Source organism: Lysinibacillus sp. FSL P2-0066, assembly GCF_037969495.1.
GTDB classification, from domain to species: Bacteria; Bacillota; Bacilli; order Bacillales_A; family Planococcaceae; genus Lysinibacillus; species Lysinibacillus boronitolerans.
Genome location: NZ_CP150202.1, coordinates 1,320,248 through 1,342,540 on the forward strand (window position 1 = coordinate 1,320,248; position 22,293 = coordinate 1,342,540).

25 protein-coding genes and 1 pseudogene are annotated in these 22,293 nt (G+C 35.5%); 12 read left to right on the forward strand and 14 right to left on the reverse strand.

Going from position 1 to position 22,293, the window contains the following annotated elements:
• Positions 1–282: 282 nt before the first annotated feature.
• From MKZ14_RS06335 to MKZ14_RS06355, 5 genes and pseudogenes are all read right to left on the reverse strand, one after another.
• Positions 283–1,003 (reverse strand): annotated as a pseudogene (locus MKZ14_RS06335) (response regulator transcription factor).
• Positions 1,004–1,035: 32 nt separating this feature from the next.
• Entirely contained in the window at positions 1,036–1,734 is a 699-nt protein-coding gene (locus MKZ14_RS06340) for an ABC transporter permease (protein WP_339280683.1), read from the reverse strand.
• Between the two features lie 18 nt (positions 1,735–1,752).
• Entirely contained in the window at positions 1,753–2,625 is an 873-nt protein-coding gene (locus MKZ14_RS06345) for an ABC transporter ATP-binding protein (protein ID WP_339280684.1), read from the reverse strand.
• A 155-nt stretch (positions 2,626–2,780) separates the two neighbouring features.
• Positions 2,781–3,797 carry an ABC transporter permease gene (locus MKZ14_RS06350; protein ID WP_048391207.1) on the reverse strand — a complete coding sequence of 339 codons (1,017 nt, stop codon included), beginning with the start codon at positions 3,795–3,797 and terminating at the stop codon, positions 2,781–2,783.
• The gene (locus tag MKZ14_RS06355; RefSeq protein WP_048391206.1) at positions 3,794–4,522 is read right to left on the reverse strand and encodes an ABC transporter ATP-binding protein; all 729 of its coding nucleotides are present in this window, start codon (positions 4,520–4,522) and stop codon (positions 3,794–3,796) included. The genes MKZ14_RS06350 and MKZ14_RS06355 overlap by 4 nt, the downstream gene beginning before the upstream one ends.
• A gap of 116 nt (positions 4,523–4,638) precedes the next feature.
• Here MKZ14_RS06355 and MKZ14_RS06360 point away from each other — a divergent pair, with 116 nt between their 5' ends.
• Positions 4,639–5,235 (forward strand): TetR/AcrR family transcriptional regulator C-terminal domain-containing protein, encoded by a 597-nt coding sequence (locus MKZ14_RS06360; protein WP_288583922.1) that lies wholly within the window; start codon positions 4,639–4,641, stop codon positions 5,233–5,235.
• A 40-nt stretch (positions 5,236–5,275) separates the two neighbouring features.
• Here MKZ14_RS06360 and MKZ14_RS06365 read toward each other — a convergent pair whose 3' ends face one another.
• The 4 genes from MKZ14_RS06365 to MKZ14_RS06380 form a co-directional block, all read right to left on the reverse strand.
• Positions 5,276–6,073 (reverse strand): ABC transporter permease subunit, encoded by a 798-nt coding sequence (locus MKZ14_RS06365; protein ID WP_339280685.1) that lies wholly within the window; start codon positions 6,071–6,073, stop codon positions 5,276–5,278.
• Positions 6,070–6,963 (reverse strand): ABC transporter ATP-binding protein, encoded by an 894-nt coding sequence (locus MKZ14_RS06370; RefSeq protein ID WP_016993231.1) that lies wholly within the window; start codon positions 6,961–6,963, stop codon positions 6,070–6,072. The genes MKZ14_RS06365 and MKZ14_RS06370 overlap by 4 nt, the downstream gene beginning before the upstream one ends.
• 15 nt (positions 6,964–6,978) lie before the next feature.
• Positions 6,979–7,614 carry a TetR/AcrR family transcriptional regulator gene (locus tag MKZ14_RS06375; RefSeq protein WP_339280686.1) on the reverse strand — a complete coding sequence of 212 codons (636 nt, stop codon included), beginning with the start codon at positions 7,612–7,614 and terminating at the stop codon, positions 6,979–6,981.
• Between the two features lie 137 nt (positions 7,615–7,751).
• Positions 7,752–8,651 (reverse strand): hypothetical protein, encoded by a 900-nt coding sequence (locus tag MKZ14_RS06380; protein ID WP_339280687.1) that lies wholly within the window; start codon positions 8,649–8,651, stop codon positions 7,752–7,754.
• Between the two features lie 285 nt (positions 8,652–8,936).
• Here MKZ14_RS06380 and MKZ14_RS06385 point away from each other — a divergent pair, with 285 nt between their 5' ends.
• The 5 genes from MKZ14_RS06385 to MKZ14_RS06405 all read left to right on the forward strand — a co-directional run bounded on the left by MKZ14_RS06385 (position 8,937) and on the right by MKZ14_RS06405 (position 13,166).
• On the forward strand, positions 8,937–9,302 hold the full coding sequence (locus tag MKZ14_RS06385) for a hypothetical protein (RefSeq protein ID WP_244205594.1): 366 nt from the start codon (positions 8,937–8,939) through the stop codon (positions 9,300–9,302).
• 451 nt (positions 9,303–9,753) lie between these two features.
• On the forward strand, positions 9,754–10,326 hold the full coding sequence (locus MKZ14_RS06390) for an rRNA adenine N-6-methyltransferase family protein (protein ID WP_016994850.1): 573 nt from the start codon (positions 9,754–9,756) through the stop codon (positions 10,324–10,326).
• A complete protein-coding gene (locus tag MKZ14_RS06395) occupies positions 10,326–10,913 on the forward strand; it encodes a DedA family protein (protein ID WP_036080038.1) in 588 nt (195 codons plus the stop codon). Before MKZ14_RS06390 ends, MKZ14_RS06395 begins: the two co-directional genes overlap by 1 nt.
• Positions 10,914–10,966: 53 nt before the next feature.
• Positions 10,967–11,668: a response regulator transcription factor gene (locus MKZ14_RS06400; RefSeq protein WP_016994848.1), complete on the forward strand. Its 702-nt coding sequence runs from the start codon at positions 10,967–10,969 to the stop codon at positions 11,666–11,668.
• Positions 11,652–13,166, forward strand: coding sequence for an ATP-binding protein (locus MKZ14_RS06405; RefSeq protein WP_339280688.1), 1,515 nt, complete (start codon positions 11,652–11,654; stop codon positions 13,164–13,166). Before MKZ14_RS06400 ends, MKZ14_RS06405 begins: the two co-directional genes overlap by 17 nt.
• Here MKZ14_RS06405 and MKZ14_RS06410 read toward each other — a convergent pair whose 3' ends face one another.
• Together MKZ14_RS06410 and MKZ14_RS06415 are read right to left on the reverse strand one after the other, a co-directional pair.
• The gene (locus tag MKZ14_RS06410) at positions 13,167–13,472 is read right to left on the reverse strand and encodes a hypothetical protein (RefSeq protein WP_016994847.1); all 306 of its coding nucleotides are present in this window, start codon (positions 13,470–13,472) and stop codon (positions 13,167–13,169) included.
• Positions 13,473–13,664: 192 nt separating this feature from the next.
• Positions 13,665–14,543, reverse strand: a complete 879-nt coding sequence (locus tag MKZ14_RS06415; protein WP_312125727.1) for a LysR family transcriptional regulator — start codon at positions 14,541–14,543, stop codon at positions 13,665–13,667.
• A 100-nt stretch (positions 14,544–14,643) separates the two neighbouring features.
• On the opposite strand from MKZ14_RS06415, the gene MKZ14_RS06420 reads away from it, so the two are divergent.
• Positions 14,644–15,810, forward strand: coding sequence for a YbfB/YjiJ family MFS transporter (locus MKZ14_RS06420; RefSeq protein WP_339280689.1), 1,167 nt, complete (start codon positions 14,644–14,646; stop codon positions 15,808–15,810).
• 41 nt (positions 15,811–15,851) lie between these two features.
• Here the strand turns inward: MKZ14_RS06420 and MKZ14_RS06425 are convergent, their stop codons facing one another.
• Together MKZ14_RS06425 and MKZ14_RS06430 are read right to left on the reverse strand one after the other, a co-directional pair.
• Entirely contained in the window at positions 15,852–16,712 is an 861-nt protein-coding gene (locus MKZ14_RS06425) for a YitT family protein (protein WP_036080023.1), read from the reverse strand.
• Between the two features lie 32 nt (positions 16,713–16,744).
• Entirely contained in the window at positions 16,745–17,284 is a 540-nt protein-coding gene (locus tag MKZ14_RS06430; RefSeq protein ID WP_036080020.1) for a transcriptional regulator, read from the reverse strand.
• Positions 17,285–17,467: 183 nt separating this feature from the next.
• Between MKZ14_RS06430 and MKZ14_RS06435 the strand changes: the two genes are divergently transcribed.
• From MKZ14_RS06435 to MKZ14_RS06450, 4 genes are read left to right on the forward strand one after another with little or no spacing between them, the layout of a single operon-like run.
• Entirely contained in the window at positions 17,468–17,719 is a 252-nt protein-coding gene (locus tag MKZ14_RS06435) for a PLD nuclease N-terminal domain-containing protein (RefSeq protein ID WP_016994843.1), read from the forward strand.
• The gene (locus MKZ14_RS06440) at positions 17,703–18,605 is read left to right on the forward strand and encodes an ABC transporter ATP-binding protein (protein ID WP_339281004.1); all 903 of its coding nucleotides are present in this window, start codon (positions 17,703–17,705) and stop codon (positions 18,603–18,605) included. Before MKZ14_RS06435 ends, MKZ14_RS06440 begins: the two co-directional genes overlap by 17 nt.
• 6 nt (positions 18,606–18,611) lie before the next feature.
• The gene (locus MKZ14_RS06445) at positions 18,612–19,391 is read left to right on the forward strand and encodes an ABC transporter permease (RefSeq protein ID WP_258860941.1); all 780 of its coding nucleotides are present in this window, start codon (positions 18,612–18,614) and stop codon (positions 19,389–19,391) included.
• A gap of 21 nt (positions 19,392–19,412) precedes the next feature.
• Positions 19,413–19,799, forward strand: a complete 387-nt coding sequence (locus MKZ14_RS06450) for a GntR family transcriptional regulator (protein ID WP_339280690.1) — start codon at positions 19,413–19,415, stop codon at positions 19,797–19,799.
• A 44-nt stretch (positions 19,800–19,843) separates the two neighbouring features.
• Here MKZ14_RS06450 and MKZ14_RS06455 read toward each other — a convergent pair whose 3' ends face one another.
• On the reverse strand, positions 19,844–21,241 hold the full coding sequence (locus MKZ14_RS06455; RefSeq protein ID WP_339280691.1) for a hypothetical protein: 1,398 nt from the start codon (positions 21,239–21,241) through the stop codon (positions 19,844–19,846).
• 849 nt (positions 21,242–22,090) lie between these two features.
• On the opposite strand from MKZ14_RS06455, the gene MKZ14_RS06460 reads away from it, so the two are divergent.
• Positions 22,091–22,291 (forward strand): hypothetical protein, encoded by a 201-nt coding sequence (locus tag MKZ14_RS06460; protein WP_258860945.1) that lies wholly within the window; start codon positions 22,091–22,093, stop codon positions 22,289–22,291.
• Positions 22,292–22,293: the final 2 nt, after the last annotated feature.

The following is a 22,293-nucleotide window of genomic DNA, read 5'->3' on the forward strand; positions in this document are numbered from 1 at the left end:
CAAGGTGTAAAAAGGACTCTATTTTGTAGTCTTTACACTATTGTTTCTATAGCGAGGTTTTCTTTTTTTATTGCACAGCTTTTCATAAGGTTCAGCACTATAGTTACCTAAAATTATTTCATATTAAAAGGTGGTTGTATATATTGGGAAAATATGGCATTCTTATAAGTTATAAGAAAGGGTTTATTCATTAACCAAAAAGAAAATATCAGAAAGAGGGATACAGATTACTAGGGCCCATACCCATTTATTCATCCAATTTTTTAGGTACATTTGATTCTCCTATGAGTGATTGGTTGTACTGAATTTATAACCGACTCCCCAAACCGTTTGAAGATAAACTGGATGAGAAGGGTTGACTTCAATTTTTTCACGAAGTCTTCTAAATATAAACCGTAATTGTATTTTCATCTCCATAGGTCTCATAACCCCAAACGGCATCAAGTAACTGACCTTTAGAGAAAACTTGGTTTCTATTTTTAGCTAGGAAAAATAGTAGTTCAAACTCTTTGGCAGATAGTGGTATTGGCTTGCTATCGCGTAAAAAAATATATTCCTGTTTATTTATGACCATATTATCTATATGAATTACATCTACGCCTCTATGACCACCATTATCCTGAAGCCATCTATCTTGTCTTCGTAAATGAGCGTTTATTCTTGCGACAAGTTCACTTAAAGAGAATGGTTTTGTCATATAATCATCTGCTCCAAAGCCTAATCCCAGTACTTTATCTGTATCACTTCCTCGAGCACTTAAAATAAGAATGGCAACATTGCTATTTTCACGGATTTTACGACATAATTCAATGCCATCACAATCTGGTAGAGAAAGATCAAGGATAATGAAATCAGGTTTAGTTTCTTGCAAATAATGGATTGCCTCATGACCTGTTCGCACAATATGTGAATCGAACTGATTAACACTTAAGTAGTCCTTTATAATATTAGCTATATCATTTTCGTCTTCAACAATTAGTACTTTGATGTTCCTGTTGCGCATACATACTATCTCTCCTCAGTAAGATGTCTCAATCATTTTCTTCGGTTGACTAGGAAAAAAAACAAAACAATGATAAGGAATGCATAAATTATAATCCATGCGTATTGCCAGTAAAAAACGTTGGGTATAACGTCAATTTGATCGCCAACACTCATCATTTCTAATGAAAAATGAAGAGGTGGAAGTAACCAAAGTAGTCCAGTTAGAATAGAATCCTTTAAAGTAGCGATAGCGACAGAAATAATAAGGATGCCTATTACACCCCACCACGTATTTCGTCTATTTTTCACGAGTTCCCTAGTAAATAAAGCAGTGAGTGCAATGGCAAGTAACGATAAACTGAAATGAGACAAGAAACCTAGTAAAATATGTAATAGTTTGGGCTTCTCAAAAAATGCCTCTATTAAAATTGGGTAGATGACAGAAACACAGCTTAGGCTAAAGGCGAGTAGACCACAAATAATGAATATCCCTAAATTGTAGTCTATTTTTTTTTTCGTATGAAGGGTAGTAATCATTTTTTGTCCTTCATCTTCAGCATGAAATAATGTAACAGTAAACCAGCCCATTAAAAAAAAGAGCAAAAGTGATGTAAATGAATAGCTATCTAATATTGGATTAGGGACAAAAGTATAATTAACGATAAGACATAGAATGAAGATTGTAAAAGGTGGAACGTAGTGATAGGTTCTTAAATAATTTATCAATTGATAGCGCAATAAACTGCTCATCTTTTTCGATTCCTCCTTTCAAAAATGAGAAGAGAATTGTTCTTTTTTGTGGTGGACAGTAGCTAAATATTTAATTGAAGCATTTTGTTGTAATAATTTCAGTAAAATTTGATCTGAATCCTTTGCTGGAACAATCGTCACTATTTCATAATGTCCATTCACTAAAAGTTGTTTTTGTTGAATATCCATAGAAGGTATGAGTTCATCGAGTAATGATAGGCTAGCAATCTCAAAAATTAATCGATGAGTTGGGCTACTATCGAATTCTTTTATCTGAATGACCGCATTCTCTTGAATAAGTAAAACGGAGTCTACAAGGTTTTCAAGTAATTTGGTTTCATGACAGGTTAAGAGGATACTTAGTCCTTTGCTTCTTACTCTAGCTAAGATTTGTTCGAAATCATTTTGTGCCTTGGCATCAAGTCCTGACAATGGTTCATCCATTATCAGTAGATCAGTTTCTTCTAGCATCGCCTGCATAATCATTACCTTTTGCTTCATTCCTTTAGAGAAATGGACAATCCTTGTATTTTTTTCCTCTTTTAGCTGAAACATTTCAAGTAATTCTTCTATCTTCTGTAAAAGCTGCTTTTTAGCCATACCTCGTATACAGCCCATGTGATAAAGATATTCTTGAGGGGTAAATAAAATGTGAGAAGGAGTTGTTTCTGGTACATAGCCAACTTTTAAAGACGTTTTATGCTTCACAATAGAACCACTGTCTGGTTTCATGAATGATGCAATCATCTTGAGTAAAGTGCTTTTTCCAGAACCATTTTTCCCCACTAGAGCAATGATTTGATTGGACGCAATTGAAAACGATACATTCTCTAAAATTTTTTTCCCATTATATTGTTTACAGATGTTTTGAACTTCCAAAATAGTTGTCATCTTCACACACCTTTTAGGTTAATTCTTCACCACAAAATAATTATAATGAAAATCCACCGTTCACTTCAATTAAATTGGTTATATTTCCTGTTTTTAGTTATTCCAGTTACATAAAAAAGCTCTGCTTTTTAAATAGCAGAACTTTTAAGGATTGATTACAACGAACGATATTTTTTTAAACTGATAATATTTAACGTAATGAAAACAATGGCAAAACAAGCAAGAATGCTGAGATTCACTATAATATCAGAAAGTGAATAACCTTTATACATCACACCATTCAATGCGTCCGCAGCATAGTATAGAGGCATGATACGCCCAATGTTTTGAAGCCATTCCGCCATACTATCCAGCGGGAAAATACCCGAAAAGAACACTTGAGGAACAATAACAAGCGGAATAAATTGCATCATTTGAAATTCTGAAGCGGCAAAGCTAGATAGCAACGCACCTAAGGATAACGAGACAAGAGCAACCATCATATTGATGAGTAGGACAAGCCAGATGGAGCCTACATGGACAATATCGAGCACATAAATACCAAACAGGACGATAATAATTGTTTGCAGGAACGCAAATAAACCATAGCCAACCATATAGCCTGCTACAATTTCTGAACGTTTAATCGGTGTCGCTAGTAAACGCTCCAATGTTCCAGAAGTACGCTCCTTTAATAAGGCAATGCCCGTAATTAAAAAAACAAAGAAAAAAACAAAGAAGCCAATGAGCATAGGACTAAATATATCAAAAATAGCCGTATCCTGATCACCATAAACATAGTCCGTTTTCATACTGCCTATAGAGGCTTGTGTAGGCTGTAAGATTTGAGCAAGTTGCATCGTTAAAGCCTTTGCCAGAGAAGGATCATCATTTAATAAAGTTAACTTACTAACATTTTGCTCTACTGCTAGCCAACCATTATACTCTTTATCTTGTAGCTGTTTTTTTGAAAAATCATTGTCCACGATAATGGTAAAATCAGTCTCTTTTAATTTGTCGATCAATGGGGCGGGCGCATTAGAGACCACAAGTGTGACGGAAGCCTCATTACTATTGAAAATAAAATACATTAAGGACAAGACAAGAAGTGGGGCTAAAAATAATAAAGCAAGTGTCCGTCTATCTCTTTTCATTTGTTGGATGATTCTTGTGATGATAGCACTTATTCTCATTGAACGTCACCTCCAGCTTTTACAAACACCTCATCAAAGTCTTTTGCTTGATAATGTTCTTTTAACTCTTGTGGGGTACCCTGTGCAATAATATGTCCACTTCTCAGCATGGCCAATTGATCACATCTTTCCGCTTCATCCATCGCATGCGTCGTCACTAAAATGGTTTTTTGTTCTTGATCTTTTAAACGAATCAGTTCTTGCCAAATTTCCTTTTTTAAGACAGGATCTATCCCCACCGTTGGTTCATCCAAAATGAGTAGTTTAGGATTTTGAATAAGGGCAATAGCAAGAGATAATCGACGTTTCATTCCCCCCGAATAATTTTCTACTTTTAGTCGTAAGTCATCTGTTAAACGAACGAGGCTTGCCGCATAGGCTACTCTTTCTATTCGTTCCGCTTTAGATAGTGAATAAAGCTTTGCAAAAAAATGTAGATTTTCTTCTCCAGTTAAATCTGTATAAAGTGCATCTGATTGTGCCATATAGCCAATGTCATTTAATAATTGTTTATGAGGAACATTCAAATCTAATACTTGAATAGTACCACTATCAGGTTTCAGCATGCCCATAATCATTTTGATTAGTGTTGTTTTACCACAGCCTGACGGACCGAGTAAGCCCATTAACTGTCCCTTAGGAACATCCAAAGAAAGGGGGGCAATAACTTGCTTATGTTGAAATCGTTTTTCGAGAGACTTAATAGAGATTGCCTGGTTGCCCATATGGTCCTCACTCCTTCACTGAACACAATGTTGATTTGATAAAAATTTTACGGTAGCATGTGAGCAAATACAATCAACAGTTTATCAGCAAGTGTTAAGTAAATGGAGGGAAATATGTGTCTGTACATGAAAAAATGAATTTTGAAACGAAGCAAGCCATTAAAAATGTTTTTATCCAACAAGTAGAGGAGGTAGGCTTTGAACGTGTGACTGTAAAGAATTTAGCGTTTGTAGCTGAAATTAATCGTGGCACGTTTTACTTACATTATTCAGATAAATATGATGTGATGGAGGATTTGCAGCAAGAGCTATTAATGGAGTTAGAGCGCTATGTCAAACATGTTCAGCCGTTGGATGCTTTTCAAACGTTAAAAATGGGGCAACTCTATCAGCCATTTATCAAGGTGATAACGTGTATAAAAGAGCATGCACCAGCTTTTCGTATGTTATTAGGAGAGCAGGGGAGCCCTAGCTTTACACAAAAGGTGAAAATGATCTTTGGGAGTCATATTTTAGACAGATTATCGCTTATACGCAAGGAAGCACAAGATCCAGAGTTTCAACAATACTTACAAGCCTTTATAGCATCTGCCATTTTAGGGGTCATTCAGGAGTGGTTGGACAAGGGGAACGAGAACTTAACAGTAGAAGAAATGGTCGCTCTACATTTTCGATTAATACGTTTTTTAGGAAATGTAGTAGGTACTATTTAATGAAAACCGCTACAGCACTGGATCTGTAGCGGCTAGAAATTTAGAGATGTAAATCACGTTTTACAAAAAAACAAATCGCTAAACTATAGCAAAGCAAGCCAATGAGTAAAAGAATACCTAGCAACCACCAGCAAGAGCTATCTTGTTGGATTAATTGAACGGAATCGAACAATGAATAAATTGTAAAGTATTGTAATTTGTCTAATGAACCACCCATATTGCTCAGTGCCTCAATCAGATAAAAGGCAATGGGAATGCCAGCACTATAGGCATAGGATGTTCTTAAATCTTTCGTGCTGCAAGACATAAGAAAACAGAATCCACTAATGGCAAAGTGCAATAAAAATAGCCCGAAATTTAGCAGCAGTAGGGCCGTTATGTCCAGCTCATTAGGGAATAATACTTCTGCAAAGACAATCATGACCAACGTAGTAACGGCAAGTAATGTAAAAAGACTAATAATCAAAAATAGTGCTTGTGTAAGGACAATTTTAAAGCGTGTATTCGGTGTAGCGATTAAGTATGCCATTGAACCATTATCAATATAGCCCATGATGAGCTTATTGGCTAACATGATAGAAAATACCATAGGTAGAATCATGAATAAAAATCCATATAAATAGGTGGAGAGAAATTCTATCAAGGTATCGCCAATGCTGGTCATACCAAAGGCTGCCATCATCTCAGGCATTGTTTCCGTTAATTTTTTTAGCGTGTCCGTCATTTCTGGGTTATACATGTAAATCACACTGATAATATATAGCATTAGCACAGCTAGAATAATGATAAATAGTTTAAGAGAGGCAAATAGCTCATGCTTGAATAAGGTAAAATTCATGATTGAGCACCTCCATTTTCGTAATAATGCATAAAAATATCTTCTAGTGATTGGGAAATAACGTCTAAGTCTATAATTTTATAGTTAGATAGAGTATGAAGAAATGCTTGAAGGTCTCCAGTTATAGTAATCATAACTTTGGTAGAAGAGATTCGTTCGAGTACATATTCCTCATCAAGGAAGCGAGTGAGCTCTTGCTCATCTTGAAACTCAAGCATGTATTTTTTAGATTTACGTTTCTTTAAATCTGTAATGGTTTCAGTCGCCACGATTTTACCTGCATTAATAATCGCTACACGATCACAAGTTTTCTCTACTTCTTCAATCATATGGGAGGACATGAAAATGGTCGTTCCTTTGTCCTTTTCAGCTAAAATGAATTCAATAAATTTTGTTTGCATGAGCGGGTCTAAACCACTAGTAGGTTCATCTAAAATGACAATTTCGGGATGATGCATGAAGGCACAAACTAAGCCAACCTTCTGCTTCATACCTTTCGACATTTTCTTTATGAGCCTAGAAGCATCTAATTCAAAGAAATGCATTAATTTCTCAGCATGCGTGTAATCGTTCATACCTCTTAACTGAGCAATAAAGTGAATAAATTGCTTCCCGGTCATTTTATCAATAAACGCAATTTCTCCAGGTAAATAGCCAACAAACTGTTGAATGGTTGCAGATGCTTCCCGACAATTTAAACCGTTAATGAAGCAAGAGCCCTCAGTTGGCTGTAAAAAACCCATTAAATGGCGAATGGTTGTGGACTTTCCTGCCCCATTTGGTCCTAAAAAACCGAACACTTCTCCCTTTGGAATTTGTAGATGAACATTTTGTATACTATAAAAATCGCCAAACTTTTTGGTTAAATGGTTTACTTCAATCATGGACATGTCACTCACCCCATTTTATTGATACAATAATGTTTTCAAAAATAGAAAATATTCACTAGCCTCTTCCATGCATTGCTCGATTAATTCGTTAAAGAGCTCTTGATTATCTACATGCGCTTTTAATCTTTCCTCATAACGATGACTGATGCCATCTGTTACCCATTGAATAGTATCAATTGCCTTTTTGATATCCAAATTTTCTCGGAATAAACTAGTATCAATTCCTTCAAACGCCGTTGCATAAGCATTTTTTTGAATAGTGGCATTATAATGATTTAGTTCATCTCGTACTTCAGAGCTTGTTTCAGCATAGGTCTTTTTCAAAAAATCAAACAGAGCATGATATTGCTTCATGAGATCAACTTTAATTTTCATAATCTGTTGATAACGCTTAAAAATATCAGGCTCTGCTAAATCAATTTGGCGATTAAGTGCCTCGGAAAATATAGTAGTTGTATAGTCATATAAGAAAAGATACAAATTTTTTTTGCTACCAAAATAGTGATATAAAATGCCTTTTGAAATTCTGGCATTGCTCACAATTCTATTTGTTGAAGCGGTAGCATAGTGATTGATTGAAAATTCCTTTAAGGCAGCATTAATGATTGCTTGACGTTTATCTTCTGCTAAATTCATAAAAGCTTGGTACAATTTTTTACTCCTTTTCGTCATATTTTATGCCATTATATTGAAATTGACTACTGTGGTCAATGCAATTTGGAAAAATAAAAAAGAACATGATTGTGACCATTTCCAATAGTCTCACTCATGCTCTCCATTGCTCTAGTTTACTTATCATAATAATCGTTCAATGCAATTTCTAGACGTTCTTCTAGATGCTTTGAAATATAGCTGAGAACGTATTGCTCTTTGTCCATTTCAATTTGTGCGGACTTAAAAAATTTGGTGAAAAAACCGATTTTATTTTGTTGGGAGTATTGCTGTAATGCTTCTGTACGTAATGTGGAGACGATTTCATTTTCTATATGACGCTCTCTAATCTTTTGTACAATGTCCTTCACGCTATTCTCTTGTAGCTCGGTAATTTGCTTTTGGAGATGTTCATTTTCCTGCTTTAGTTCCAACGTTTCTTTTTGAATTTCTTCCACTTGAAGGACAGAATTGTTCGAAAAACGTTGAATGTTTTTGTCAAGAAAGTCCTGATTAATGTTAACTTGTAATGTCCCTTGCTCTTCATTCGGCAAAATTTGAAAAAGACCTGTTTGAATCATCTGCTGTAGGACGTTTCCAAGCAAGTCAATTTTATGTGATAAATCCTCAGAATCCATGGTCGTTGCCGTAATTTGGTGTTTCAGCAGCTGACCGTTATCATCAATACCTAGCAATAATTTAATCCCCCTCACACGATACTCATCCTTCAATAATAAAATCATGCGCAATCTCAAGATAGCAGGTAGGTTTAAACGAATATTACTATTTGTATTGGGCGAAGCATTGTCAAAAATATACTGTTCAAACGGTTTTAAATAGTAGCGCAGCATGGCGTCTGTAATATCAAACCAGCCCGCGACTTCTGCAATTGTATAGTGTTTCGATTCATCGATCTCTGCTAAATACCCATCATTATAGAGGTTTTCCTCTAAAGGTGTATGTTGCAGTGCCACAAACAATGGGTCATCTTGCACAATTTCAAGTACCATTTCTTTTGCATCATTTACTTTAAGCATCCTTACACACCCCACTTTATTTTTCCCATGACTAAATGTTCCCTATATAGGTTTCTATTCGATTGGCAGCAATTGTATGCCTATTTTATGTAGGAAATAGTCATTAGAACGAAGTACCTTTTAATCTTTTATGAATCTTAAGGGAAATTGTACTGATGTTCAGGAGGAAGTTAATACAGAAGAATTACCATCCTATACATTTTATTTTTTATAGATAAAAGATTATAATTAGTGTAAAATTACACTTAAATAATCATATTATATTTTTGTGGAGGTGAAGCTGAAATGAAAAGATGTATTCAAAGTATGTTGTCGCTATTTCCATTCCCGTTTTTATTTCATTTTTACGAGTATAATAGCCACCTCTCAAACCAAGAGGCTAGCTTCTTATTTCCGTTATTTCTTTTTTTCATTATTGGAGTTGGCATAGTATCTAGAAATGATCATCTACCTTTGTTCATTGTCCTAAATTTTTTGATGACTGCTTTGTCTTTAATGTTAGGCCATTTTTTTATAGATGATGATGGAAGTTGGTTTAAGCCTTTTGGAAGAGATGTAGCCATTATCTTTGTTTCATTTTTTTATGTTTTAGGGCAATTAATTATAAGAGGGATTAATATTGGAATCATAAGACATAGAGTAAAAGATTAAAATTACAATAAGTCGTATAAGAAAGGACCATGCCTTTATAAGAAGAGAGGAAAATATGGTCATTACTATTGATAAAGCTAAAAATGAAGATTATATTGCGATCAATCATCTTGGGGAAACGGTTACTTGAACGTTGTAAAGAATGGGGAGGGGGCTACATCTATAGAATTAATGTGTGTGATTCAATACCAATGAAATTGAATTTTATGAGCATTTAGGGATGAAGAGTGTAAAAAGAAAAATGAAGATGAATATAGAAATCAAGCAATTAAGTCACTCATGAATGAAAATGAGCGACTTTTTTCGTTTTCACCCTATGAGATCGTGTTGATCTACTAACTAATAATGTCAATTATTAAGAAAAAGTTAAGAATTCTCCTTGCAAATCTTTAAGAAAGTCTCTTTATAGTTAAAACCATCAATAATGAAAGCAAAGCGAGGAGACAACTAAATGCAGCTCATCACCTTCCTTACTGAATTTATAAAGCATCCAAAAACAATAGGCGCTATATCACCTAGTTCTAAGAAATTAGCGCATAAAATGGTGCAACCTATTTGCTTTGAGACGGCTCAATGCATTATAGAGCTCGGCCCAGGGATGGGGGCCTTTACAAAGGAGCTTGTGAAAAGAAAAAAGGAAGCTACATTGCTTGTTCTCATTGAACATAATACGATTTTTTGTGAGAAACTACGTAGGCAATTTGCTCATGTAGCCAATGTTGTAGTGATCCATGGCTCAGCAGAAAATTTGAAGCAATATTTGAAGGACTTGAATATCGAAAAAATAGATTATGTTATTTCTGGACTGCCATTTACATCGTTGAAGGCAGAAGTATCATGTTGTGTTTTAAGAAATGTGAAGGATTGTTTGGACAATGGAAAATTCATTACTTTCCAATATTCACTTGTGAAAAAGTCATTTTTTCATACCTATTTTCAGGATATTTCACATGAGAAAGTATGGCTCAATATGCCACCAGCCTATGTATTGAGCTGTAGGCTAGGAGATACGAGGGTCAGCTAATGGAGCTACAGGATCTTTTATTATTTATTGAACAATATGGCTATTTTGCTTTGTTTTTTAGTTTATGGCTAGGAATCATAGGCATGCCGCTACCAGATGAAATGATTGTCATGAGTGGTGGTTTTCTATCGTCGCTAGGAAAATTGGTCATATGGAAGTCTTTCTTACTTACTTATTTAGGCGTTGTTTCAGGGCTTTCTCTAGGGTTTATTCTTGGAAAACTATTTGGTCATCGTGTACTCGATAAACTTGTGAAAAAGAAAAAGGCAAAGTACTTATCCAAGTCAAAAGAATTGTTAGATCAATATGGACACTTCGCATTAGTCCTGAGTTACTTTATTCCAATTGTTCGACATATCCTCCCTTACTTGGTGGGAATGAATAAGATGCCTTTTAGAACATATGCTTTATTTTCCTATACAACAGGCTTTGTCTGGACATTGATTTATTTTACACTAGGTTTATTATTTGGCAGTCAAATTGAATATTTTTCTATGATTGCAACGAAATATGGTATTTACTTTGGGTTATTCCTCGTGACTATTAGCTGTATTTATTATTTTTATATACGGAAAATAAAAAAATAGATAAAATAGAGGAACATTATGAATGGAAAATATTTGATTAATGGTGGGATTAGATGAGTAATGAAACAATTTTAATTGTAGATGATGAAAAAGAGATAAGAAATCTGATTTCCATTTATTTGAAAAATGAGGGTTTTCATGTGTTAGAGGCATGTGATGGAGAAGAGGGCTTACAGTTAGTAAAGATGCATAAAGTACATTTAATTGTATTGGATTTAATGATGCCTAAAGTAGATGGCATTGAAATGTGTATGAAGGTAAGAGAAATAGCAGAAATGCCGATTATTATGCTGACTGCGAAATCTCAAGATATGGATAAGATTGTTGGTTTAACGATAGGTGCCGATGATTATGTAACAAAGCCCTTTAATCCGTTAGAGCTGATTGCCCGTATTAAATCACAGCTTCGTCGCTATTTGAAAATGAGTGGTATAAATAGTACTAATAATGAGGAGAAAGAAGTGGGTGATTTACGTATCAATACAGCGACACATGAAGTTTTTGTTAACAATGAAAGAGTGAAGCTGACACCTAGAGAGTTTGCTATATTGGAGTTGCTTGTTAGTAATCCAGGCATCGTCATGAGTGCAGAGCAAATTTATGAAAAAGTTTGGAAAGAGGGGGCATTTCAATCGGAAAATACTGTAATGGTACATATTCGAAAAATTCGAGAGCGAATTGAGACAAATCCAAGAAATCCTCAATATATTAAAACCGTATGGGGAGTAGGGTATAAAGTTGAAAAAGATCTTTAGGCTTTTAAAATTCCCAAGATTTCTAAAGCATATTGGTGCGAAAATAAAAAATAATATTCAGCGGAGCATTCGTATTCAACTATTTACAACGTTTTTATTATGTGCGCTTGGCAGCTTTTTAGTGGCACGTGCAGTAGTGCCATTTTTTGAGAGTATCAATGAAACAGTGATTGTGGATTATAGTGGCAGTATGAAGATGATGTATTATCATGCACAGGATACAGCAGCATTGGCAACCCAAGAAAATAGTGTTGAAGCATTGAGAGAATTGATTGATCAAGAAAATGGAAAAATAGAAAATGAGGACAATGCATTAAAAATTGTCGTGACAGATGAGGCAGGTAAGATCTTATATAAAACAAAGCAGGTAAAAGAGCAACAAATCGATTTGCATGAAGAAATGAGACATGTCATGGGCTTTACAATGAATCAACCTTTTGAAAATGCCTATCATGTAATCGAAACTTCTCGGGAGGAATTTACTACATTAGTGCCACTAACTTTACAAGATAAAAATTATTATTTCTTTGTTAGTGGGCTTCCACAAGGAGAAGCCATCACAAGTACGAATGAAGGTCCCATCCCTTTTTTCATTGGGGTTATGCTGTTTATCGTATCATTTTTCTCTATAACAAAACGGAAAATGAATCAAATTGAGGCATTAGCGGAGGGGGTTATGGAAATCGCAAAAGGAAATTTAGCCTTTCGTATTGAGAAAAAAGGTCAGGATGAAATTGCTTTACTAACGGATAATGTTAATCAAATGGCAGAAGAAATTATGACAAGTATCGAGATGGAGAGAAAAATTGAGCAACAAAAAAACGAGCTTATTACAAATGTTTCACATGACCTTAGAACACCTCTTACCTCAATCATGGGTTATTTGCGTTTATTAAGAGAAGAGAAGTATGAGACGAAAGAGCAATATGACGAATATTTGAAAATAGCCTTCTCTAAATCCGAGCAATTAAAAAATTTAATAGACGATTTATTTGAATATACTAAGCTCACGAATGATAAAAATACTTTAATGCGACAACAAGTTTGTGTAAATGAGCTGCTTGAACAACTAATGGAGGAATTAGTACCATTAGCAGAAGAGAAACAACGCATTTTTATAAAACATTTTCCAGAGAAACGAATTTTTGCTGCACTGGATTCGGAAAAGATTGTACGAGTATTTGATAATCTACTCATCAATGCGATCAATTATAGTACAGCTGAAGGAAAAATTATGGTTTCCCTTGAAGGACAAGCAAACCATGTGCGAATTTGTGTAGCGAATCAAAGTGATGCCTTTACACCGGTGGAGCTTGCTAGTTTATTTGAGAGGTTTTATAAAAAAGATCAATCGAGAACAAATGTAACCGAGGGTTCAGGGCTTGGACTAGCAATAGCCAAAAGCATAGTGGAGCTTCACGGAGGAACCATTCACGCAAAATACAAAAACGAGACACTGTACTTTATTATCACATTGCCATTAGCGCTTCATAACTGACTACAATGGAACAATACTAATGGCATGTTGTGTTTGTACATGTTGTGAAAGCATATCTTGTAGGGTTGCTAGGGTAGCTGTGTTTCGGACTAATAATTGGATTTCTGTCTGCTTGTATTGTCGTTGAAAGTCCATAATATAATCTGCAATGATATGTAAATTATATTGATTTTTAATCTCTACCTCAACGAAAAATGGCAGTGTTAAATCTGGCAGCTTCATACTGCCACCACGTCGAATCCAAATTGCTTCCTGCACATAGTAGCGGATCGGTAATTGGCGGTTACTGGCGATAAAAATATCCATAGAAAACTCCCTTCAGTGTCTAATTACAGCCTAATGGAAATGCATGCAGTCGTCAAAAGAAAACAGAGAAAAAGTTGTTCAGTGGAGAATCTGCTGAACAGCTTTTTTATTAGGGGAAGGATAGTTTTATTAAACTGACGGATAGATTCCCCAAATTGACGGATAGAATTTCAAAATTGACGGATAGAACCCTCAAATCGTTGGATAGTCATAAGCTTCTATGGCTTCTAAAAAATGCGTTAGGATGGGAGATTGTACTTCATCCTTACGATAAATAAACCATGTAGGAATATGTGCTTGCTTGTTCTTTATCTTGTGCAATGTTAATGCTTGTGTTGCCATATATTTTTCCGCAATGGCACGTGGTAGCAAGGTAATACCTAACCCAGCAGCAACACAGCCAATAATACCGTCAAGCGTACCAAGCTCCATGCGATTTTGTGGTCGAACCCCTTCTTCATGTAACCAATGTTCCAAGATGGCTCGATAGGAACAGCCATGGCGGAATGTAATCATGGTGCTTCCCTCTAAATCCTGTAGATGCTTAATAGATTTATGCTTGCTAGAAGTGAGAATAACAAGCTCTTCACAGACAAACTCTTTCATCATTATATTTTCTTTATAAACAGGTCCTGTAACAAATGCACCATCTAGTTCATAGTTTTCTACCCGTTCAATATTGTGCAGAGAAGGGCCTGTTAGTATCGTGATATCCACCTGTTCATGTGCTTGATGAAATGTTGTTAAAAGAGTTGGTAAATGCAATGCAGCAGTTGTTTCCATCGAACCAATTCGTAAAACGCCTCGTTGTTCCTCCGTATCTTGCATGACTTCAAAAGACTTTTCATAGAGATGAAGCATTTTTAGGACTAATTCATAAAATTGTTCTCCTTTTGGTGTTAGCCGTATCCCTCGATGTCCACGATAAAAAAAGGTTGTTTCGTAGAGTGCCTCAAGACTTTGTATTTTCATAGAGATGTTGGATTGCGTGTAATTAAGTGCTGTGGCAGCTTTAGAAAAGCTACCTGTTTGGACGACTGTTCGAAAAATCGTTAAATCATTAATATTCATATGCCCTCCAGCTATCAATTTTATTGATACTTATTATAAAGAATTGGGTCTATTTATGATACCTAGATATTCGATATAGTGAAATTGAAGGAGTGATAATATGCACAAGCAAACCGTACGATATTTAATCGGGGGCATTTTTGCTTTAGTAATCGCTATGGGCATCGGCCGTTTTTCGTATACGGTTATTTTACCTTATATGCAAGAAGCTCTTGAATTTAGCCGATCAACAGCAGGTTACTTAGCAACGAGTAATTACTTAGGCTACTTGGTTGGCGCCTGGGTGGCAGGCCGTTTACCAATAGGGAATAAACGTATTCTTTTTTTGCAAATTACACTTGTTGCCAGCATTTTAACAACAGCCTTCATGGGCTTTACAAATGCAATCATCATTTGGTACATATTACGGTTTATTTCAGGTGTTATGAGTGCTTTTATTTTTGTTGTTATAACAAGCCTTGTATTAGACCAATTAGCCAGCAGTAGTCATATGCATCTATCAGGGCTGTTCTATAGTGGGGTGGGAATAGGGATTGCATTAAGTGCGGTGATTGTTTCACCAATCCATGCAATTTTCCATTGGAATGGTACTTGGGTCGTATTAGCTCTATTTTGTATTGTAATGTTTGTCTTGGTAGTGCTATTTATCAAACCCATTCCACAAAGTAAACAACGAGTAGAAAGCCAGAAAATTATTTCACAGAAAACGCTTCCTGGGTCTTGGATGAAATGGTTAATCATCGCTTATAGCTTAGAGGGGCTTGGCTATATTGTCACAGGTACATTTATAGTATCGATTGCACAGGAGTCGACAAGCTTTCATGGAGATGCCGCCTTTGTATGGTTTGTTGTTGGGGTTGCAGCAATTCCCTCATGTATCGTATGGTCTAAGCTAGCACAGCGTTATGGCTATGTGAAAATTTTGCTCATCTCTATGCTACTGCAAGCGATAGGCATTGTTTTACCTGCGCTAGCTACAAATTCGGCGACTCTTTATGCGAGTGCCTTTATTTTTGGGGCAACCTTTATGGGAATCACGACTGTTTGTACAACATTAGCAAGGGAAATTGCACCAGTGAATAGTCATCAAATGATAGGCTATTTAACGGCTGGCTATGCACTCGGACAAATGATTGGTCCATCCATTGCAGGAACACTTGCAAATTATACAAATAGCTATCAGTATGCCTTAGTCGGGGCTTCCTTCGTCGTAATGCTGGGAGGATTATGTTTAATAGGTGGCGTAAAATATGATAGAAGCAATTAAAAAAAGTAAGTAAGGCATGATGCGCCTTACTTACTTTGAAATTAATGGATATCTCGTTTCTTAAAGTTACCACCACGAACTTCTGACACATCAGAAATGACAACAAAAGCGCCCTCGTCGATGTCCTTAATAATCGAAACTAATTTATTTTCTTCCATACGGTTAATGACACAGTTTAAGATTTCTGTTGGTTCATTGGAGAAACCGCCACGTCCATGTGTATAGGTAACACCACGTCCTAAGCGAGCTTGGATAGCGTCTCCAATCTCCTCAGATTTTCCACTAACCACACGAACTTCTTTTGATTTCTCTAAACCAACTTGGATAATATCAATAACGTTTTTGGCAATATAGTAAGTTAACGCTGAGTAAAGAGCACTCTCTAAGCCAAAGATAAAGCTTGCCCCTAAGAAAATAAAGGCATTAATAAATAATATAATATCGCCGACTGAAAATGGAATCTTACGTGATAATAATACTGCTAAAACCTCTGAGCCATCTAAAGCGCCACCATTTCGTAGGACAATCCCAATCCCAACACCAAGCAGCATACCACCCGATAAAACAATTAAGAGGGGATCATTTGGGCCTAAAATGGTTTTGACGTCATGTAAAAGAACGGTCGAGATCGATAAAGCTGCAATACCAGCACTACTCATTAAGGCAAACGTTTTTCCAACTTGCTTATAGCCGATATAAATGAACGGAATGTTTAATACAAAGAGCAGTACGCCTAACGGGATACCAAAGAGGTGTGCTCCCATAATACTAAGACCCGTTACACCGCCATCAATGACAGCATTAGGAATTAGTACTGCCTCTAGTCCGTAAGCGGCAATAACAGCACCAATAATGATCATAATTAATTTTCGTGTATTTTCTAGTGACTTTCTTTTTTTCATAAATCTTCTCCATTTCTTTACGTCAATAGTACCTAAGGTTTTGGAATAATATTTAGAGCAATTGTTTTAGTCTCAAAACCTTTATTTGAGTCGGTCATATTATAGTATTTAGTAAATAAATCGTTTAATTCATTTTCAAAATTCTTGAATTGATCGTTCGTTAATGTTAGGTCGATTAAAGAAAATGTTGCTAAATCTGTCGTGCTTTCTTTTTCATCAAGTGAATGCAAATAATTTTGATATTGAGATAGTAAAGCTAGTTGATAGTAGGAAATATAATTTAACTTTTGCTTGGTTGTGAGTTGGGTCCAATCCTCCTTACTAAGTTTTGCTGCTCCTTCATTTAATGCATAAAACTTCTCTGTAACAGAACGAACTTTTCGCTCTTTCACAATTTTTATGATGTTTTCATCGACTAAAATTTGGATATGACGATATAGAGTGGCTTGTGGTACATCCTTAATGACAGAAATCATCTCCAATGTGCTTAAGCCCTCTTCTTTATTGTGCATCAGAGCTTGTAAAATTTTCATTCTCACAGGGTGCATTAATACCTCTGCTTTATTACGCATAAACCGATCCTCCTACCAGAAAATGAGATAGTATCAAGGGAAGCATTCAAATGTTATCAATTTGAGAACATTATCAAAAAATATACTATAGCGTTTTTTTATAGATGTACAGTAAAAAGGTAATGAAATTTTTTTATCTTTTTGTTATCATTATTGATAATGATAATGAAGGAGGCTATTACAATGAAATTACACTATGGTTTTGAAGACTTAAATCAAATTGATTGGGCAAGCATACTGCCAATTCTTTTACCATTTGTACTCGTAGGTTTTTTACTTATCACTGTTGCACTAATTGATTTATATAAACATCGAGATAGCAGAGAAAACATACTAATGTGGGCAATTATTATTTTGTTCTTTAATACAATTGGTTCTGTTCTATATTTCGTGATGGGGAGAAAGGATGTCAATAAACGTGCGCTTAGAAATTAACAATATTACGAAAAAATTTAATCAGAAAACGGCCGTAAGTAGTTTTTCAATGGTTATAGATTCGAATGAATGTGTAGGGCTTATTGGACCAAACGGGGCAGGGAAATCCACATTAATTCAGATCATTGCTGATATTCTTTATGCAGATGAAGGGGACATTGTCCTTGATGGACAAAAAATTTCAAAGATGAAAAATCATATTGGTTATTTACCGCAGTATCCTAATTTCTACTCATGGATGACAGCATCTCAAACCTTATCCTTTATGGGGACGCTTTCTGGTATTGCGAAAAATCAATTACAAAAAGATATTCCACTTCTTTTAGAAAAGGTAGGCTTAGGGAAGGAAGCACATGCTCATGTTGGAACATTTTCAGGTGGTATGAAACAGCGTCTTGGCATCGCACAAGCTTTATTACACAAGCCAGCTTTCATCATTATGGATGAGCCAGTATCAGCACTAGATCCAATTGGTAGGCGTGAAGTGCTGAATCTATTAAAAGACATAAAAAAAGAAACGACCATTTTACTTTCTACACATATATTAGGCGATGCAGAGGAAGTTTGTGAGCGCTTTGTAGTCATTAAAAATGGTTACAAAATAGAAGATGCAACAAAATTAGAGTTACTTAATCGCTATCAGGATTCAGCTATCTTTTTAATGGTTCAAAAGAAAGATGTTAAGTGGCTAACAACGATTGAACATTTACCTTATGTAAAGAAAATCGAAAGTTGTGGTGATGGTTTTAAAGTATATGTCAATCACTTGGAAGCGGATGCCCATCGATTGCTACAGTATGGATTGGATTCAAACGTAATATTTACAAAGTATGATCTAGGCATGCAGGAAAGCTTAGAAGAAATATTTTTAGAATTGGTGGTGTAACCTGGAGTGAATACGTTTATAGCATTAAGTAAAAAAGAAATGAATCAAATGACAAAGGAATATAAAGTCGTTTGGCTACCGATTGTCTATATCCTACTAGGCTTAACTCAGCCGATCATGATGTATTTCTTACCTACTATTTTACAATCAATGGGTGGTATTGAAGGGATTATGATTGATCCTACAATGGCAAAGCCAGGGGGAGAAGAAGTGCTCGCCTCAACACTGAATTCGCAATTTGATCAATTAGGTATAATCATACTTGCCATTGCAACGATGGGTATTATTCAGGGAGAAAAAGCCAATGGGATGATGGCATTCATTTTAACAAGGCCAGTATCTATCTCATCCTACTTAAATAGCAAGCTTCTTACTCATTATGTTTTAGCTGTTCTATGTATTACGCTTGGCTATGCAATGTCCTTTGGCTATACATCTTATTTATTTACCTCTGTATCGATAACTCGTGCATTGATAGCTTTAGCATTTTATTGTATTTGGCTGTTGTTTGTCATTACATTTGTTGCTATGATTAGTACATTTTTTAATAGTGCACCATTTATTGCATTAATCAGTATTGGTGTCTTATTTATTAGTCGTTTCTGTGCTGGCTTACATCCATTCTTAGATGTCATTAATCCTGCTAGTAATAGTTTGCATGCTACAACGATATTAATGACAGGTGACGTTGAAACATGGTATGGCTTCACTATTGTTATCACACTGTTACTTGTACTATTCATGATGGCTAACATGCATCATTTTATTGCCAAAAAGAAATTTTAATATAGAGGAAATTCTCGACAAATGAATGTAACAATAAATCGAAGAAGCAAAACGCCATATTATCAGCAACTCACACAGCAGGTGCTTTTAGCAATAGTGACTGGAAATTTAAATAAGGGAGACCATTTGCCTTCCATTCGCAATTTAGCGGCACAAACAAATCTCAATCTGCATACGGTTCATAAAAGCTACAAAGAGCTTCAAAAAAAGGGGATCATCACCATTAAACCTCATTCTAGAGCATTTGTTATTGTAGATCCTAGTAAAGCAACGACTATTTCACTTCAACAAATAGCTATGAATATGGAGCAACTATTAATAGAGGCTTATATTTTAGGAATGAAAAAATCCCAACTAAAAGAAATGTTTTATGAGATTTTAAAAAAGTATTATACGGAAAGTGAATGAGATGGCTACTAATATAGTGACCATCTCTTTCCCTTTGGATGAAACTAAATTAAAAACACCGCCACAATTGTCGTCACAATCAGTCCAATGACTACAGGGATCAAGTTTCGTCTTGCCAGCTCAAATGGGCTGACATTACAAATTGCAGCAGCTGGAATTAATGCCCATGGAATTAATGTGCCGCCACCAATCCAAATGGCTGTAATTTGCCCTAAAGCAGTTAAAGTGGCTGTTCCTCCACCAATGGCATTGCCGAACAAACTACCGACAGAGCCAGCAAGAGAAATGCCTGAGAAGCCAGAACCATCTAATCCTGTAATAGCACCAACAACTGCTAGCGTGACAACAGCAATTTCCTTTGTTAACGGAACTATTGCTGCAAGACCGACACCAAGATCATTGACAATACCGTGTGAAGTAGCGGGGAGGTGATCTCCAAGAATTTGTGTAAAGCCAGCATCTCCAAGATAGAAGAAAGCAGCAATTGGAATTACGGGTCCGAAGACTTTAAAGCCGAATTGAAATCCTTGAATCAAATAACTTGTTGTCTTTTCTAAACCCGCTGATTTATGAGCAACCATACTAAGCAACAATAAAATAAAAACAGAGGTTCCCCCGATTAAAGCCGTTGCATCGCCGCCCGTTAAATCGAATACTGACATAGCGATAACGTCTAAGATAAAGGCAATAGGAATAAGTACGGCGAAGAATCGTTTTTGCCCAATTGACAGTAAGTTTTCTGCAGTTTCTTGTTCAACATCCATCTCCTCATTGTTGCCAGTATTTAAAAGTAGCGTTCCTCGTTTCATATCACGTCGTAAAAAAATATAAGCAACAATTGTCGTTACAACACCCATTGTGATAACAAGTGGAATACTAGCTGAAACAACATCTCCAACAGGAATACCCGCAGCATCAGCCGTTAATTTTGGAGCCCCTTGAATGACAAAATCACTCGATAACGCAATACCGTGCCCAAATAAATTCATCGCCATGGCAACCCCCAGCGCTGGGAGGCCCGCCCGAATCGCAACAGGTAAGAGCACTGCTCCTAATAGCGCTACTGCAGGTGATGGCCAGAAAAACCAAGAAATAAGCATCATTAATAGTCCAATTGTCCAATAAGCGAGTGCAGGTGTTTTAATGATCTTTGTGAAAGGGGCCACCATAACCCCATTAATACCTGAAGACATCATGACCCGACTCATCGCTACGATAATCGAAATAATAAGAATCGTTGATAGCAGCTCAGTTATGGCATAAATAAAGCTGTTAAACACACCACTTATAGACGAAGTAAAATCACCAGTAGCAACAATTGCTAGCATAAAGATGCCTACTACACAAATGAGGGTGGTATCGCGACGTTTAACCATAAATCCGATGATGAGCACAATAAAAACAACATAAATCCAATGGAGAGCTGTGAATTCAATCCCCATACGTTTCCCCCTCAATATTCTGATTCTATAGAATATGAAGAGAAAAAAAGTTGGTGATGGTTTCAAAAAAATCTGAAAAATTAGTTGCAAACTTAAAGTAGGAGCTAATAACAAGTTTAGTCGAAAAGTAGAAAATGTCATTTCATTAAATCGTTATCCTTTAGTTTTAAGGGGAGATCATAGAATGTCTATTGGAATATTAGCTGTTGAGAATTTAGGTGTCATTTCGCAAATGCACTTGGTAATCTAAATATATGGAAGTTTATTCTTTCACTATAGTTTGAGATGGACTTTATTCAAATGATGCACCATGTGTTGGGACTTCGATTGTAGTATTAGTTGCTGTTTCACATAAGAAACAGAATGATTTAAATTAGTTGTTTAACTAATGGATGCCTTAGAGGAATAACAAGTACAAAAATAATCAAATTTTATTATTAAAATCCATGCTAAGTAAAAGGATAAATCTATTTTAAATAATCATTTTTAAAAATGAAGTTTGTTTATGTAGCTTTAAGATTTTAAATCAAGAATTACTCAACAATGGAAGTATTGTTAAAATTATAAATTATTTCCAAGTAAAACGAGGATGCATTTCTAGATAATTTCGCAAAGTATATATACTGTAACAAGCAATTCTTAGTATTTATGACATAATACGTTATCTACCTGAACTCAGAACTGAAACATTACGGTCATGTCATTTGTCAAAAAAACAACGCTTTCAAATCAGGTTTTCTGAGAGTTTATTTTAGCTTTATTGTGTAAATATAAGGTTGAAAATTATGAATACATTTATTAATATGTATTTAAATGTAAATACAGGAAAATTAGTTTGGGGGTCATACTATGAAAAAATTTGTAAAGTTATTATTTACATCCTTTTTATGTTTGAGCATTTCCTTATCATTAATCACCTGTGTGTCTGCAAGTGAAAATGTAAATCTTGAAAAATCTATTAGTCCATATCAGGAAGTGCTGAATAAACTGACTAATGAATTTGGCGTAGAATTTTATATTAATCCAGAAAAAAAAGGAACACTTTTATAACA

What these genes read in the sequence shown, in the direction of transcription:
- MKZ14_RS06340 (WP_339280683.1), bottom strand. Translation starts at nt 1,734, where the DNA reads ATGAGCAGTTTATTGCGCTATCAATTGATAAATTATTTAAGAACCTAT.
- MKZ14_RS06345 (WP_339280684.1), bottom strand. Translation starts at nt 2,625, where the DNA reads ATGACAACTATTTTGGAAGTTCAAAACATCTGTAAACAATATAATGGG.
- MKZ14_RS06350 (WP_048391207.1), bottom strand. Translation starts at nt 3,797, where the DNA reads ATGAGAATAAGTGCTATCATCACAAGAATCATCCAACAAATGAAAAGA.
- MKZ14_RS06355 (WP_048391206.1), bottom strand. Translation starts at nt 4,522, where the DNA reads ATGGGCAACCAGGCAATCTCTATTAAGTCTCTCGAAAAACGATTTCAA.
- MKZ14_RS06365 (WP_339280685.1), bottom strand. Translation starts at nt 6,073, where the DNA reads ATGAATTTTACCTTATTCAAGCATGAGCTATTTGCCTCTCTTAAACTA.
- MKZ14_RS06370 (WP_016993231.1), bottom strand. Translation starts at nt 6,963, where the DNA reads ATGTCCATGATTGAAGTAAACCATTTAACCAAAAAGTTTGGCGATTTT.
- MKZ14_RS06380 (WP_339280687.1), bottom strand. Translation starts at nt 8,651, where the DNA reads ATGCTTAAAGTAAATGATGCAAAAGAAATGGTACTTGAAATTGTGCAA.
- MKZ14_RS06385 (WP_244205594.1), top strand. Translation starts at nt 8,937, where the DNA reads ATGAAAAGATGTATTCAAAGTATGTTGTCGCTATTTCCATTCCCGTTT.
- MKZ14_RS06390 (WP_016994850.1), top strand. Translation starts at nt 9,754, where the DNA reads ATGCAGCTCATCACCTTCCTTACTGAATTTATAAAGCATCCAAAAACA.
- MKZ14_RS06395 (WP_036080038.1), top strand. Translation starts at nt 10,326, where the DNA reads ATGGAGCTACAGGATCTTTTATTATTTATTGAACAATATGGCTATTTT.
- MKZ14_RS06400 (WP_016994848.1), top strand. Translation starts at nt 10,967, where the DNA reads ATGAGTAATGAAACAATTTTAATTGTAGATGATGAAAAAGAGATAAGA.
- MKZ14_RS06410 (WP_016994847.1), bottom strand. Translation starts at nt 13,472, where the DNA reads ATGGATATTTTTATCGCCAGTAACCGCCAATTACCGATCCGCTACTAT.
- MKZ14_RS06415 (WP_312125727.1), bottom strand. Translation starts at nt 14,543, where the DNA reads ATGAATATTAATGATTTAACGATTTTTCGAACAGTCGTCCAAACAGGT.
- MKZ14_RS06420 (WP_339280689.1), top strand. Translation starts at nt 14,644, where the DNA reads ATGCACAAGCAAACCGTACGATATTTAATCGGGGGCATTTTTGCTTTA.
- MKZ14_RS06425 (WP_036080023.1), bottom strand. Translation starts at nt 16,712, where the DNA reads ATGAAAAAAAGAAAGTCACTAGAAAATACACGAAAATTAATTATGATC.
- MKZ14_RS06430 (WP_036080020.1), bottom strand. Translation starts at nt 17,284, where the DNA reads ATGCGTAATAAAGCAGAGGTATTAATGCACCCTGTGAGAATGAAAATT.
- MKZ14_RS06435 (WP_016994843.1), top strand. Translation starts at nt 17,468, where the DNA reads ATGAAATTACACTATGGTTTTGAAGACTTAAATCAAATTGATTGGGCA.
- MKZ14_RS06450 (WP_339280690.1), top strand. Translation starts at nt 19,413, where the DNA reads ATGAATGTAACAATAAATCGAAGAAGCAAAACGCCATATTATCAGCAA.
- MKZ14_RS06455 (WP_339280691.1), bottom strand. Translation starts at nt 21,241, where the DNA reads ATGGGGATTGAATTCACAGCTCTCCATTGGATTTATGTTGTTTTTATT.
- MKZ14_RS06460 (WP_258860945.1), top strand. Translation starts at nt 22,091, where the DNA reads ATGAAAAAATTTGTAAAGTTATTATTTACATCCTTTTTATGTTTGAGC.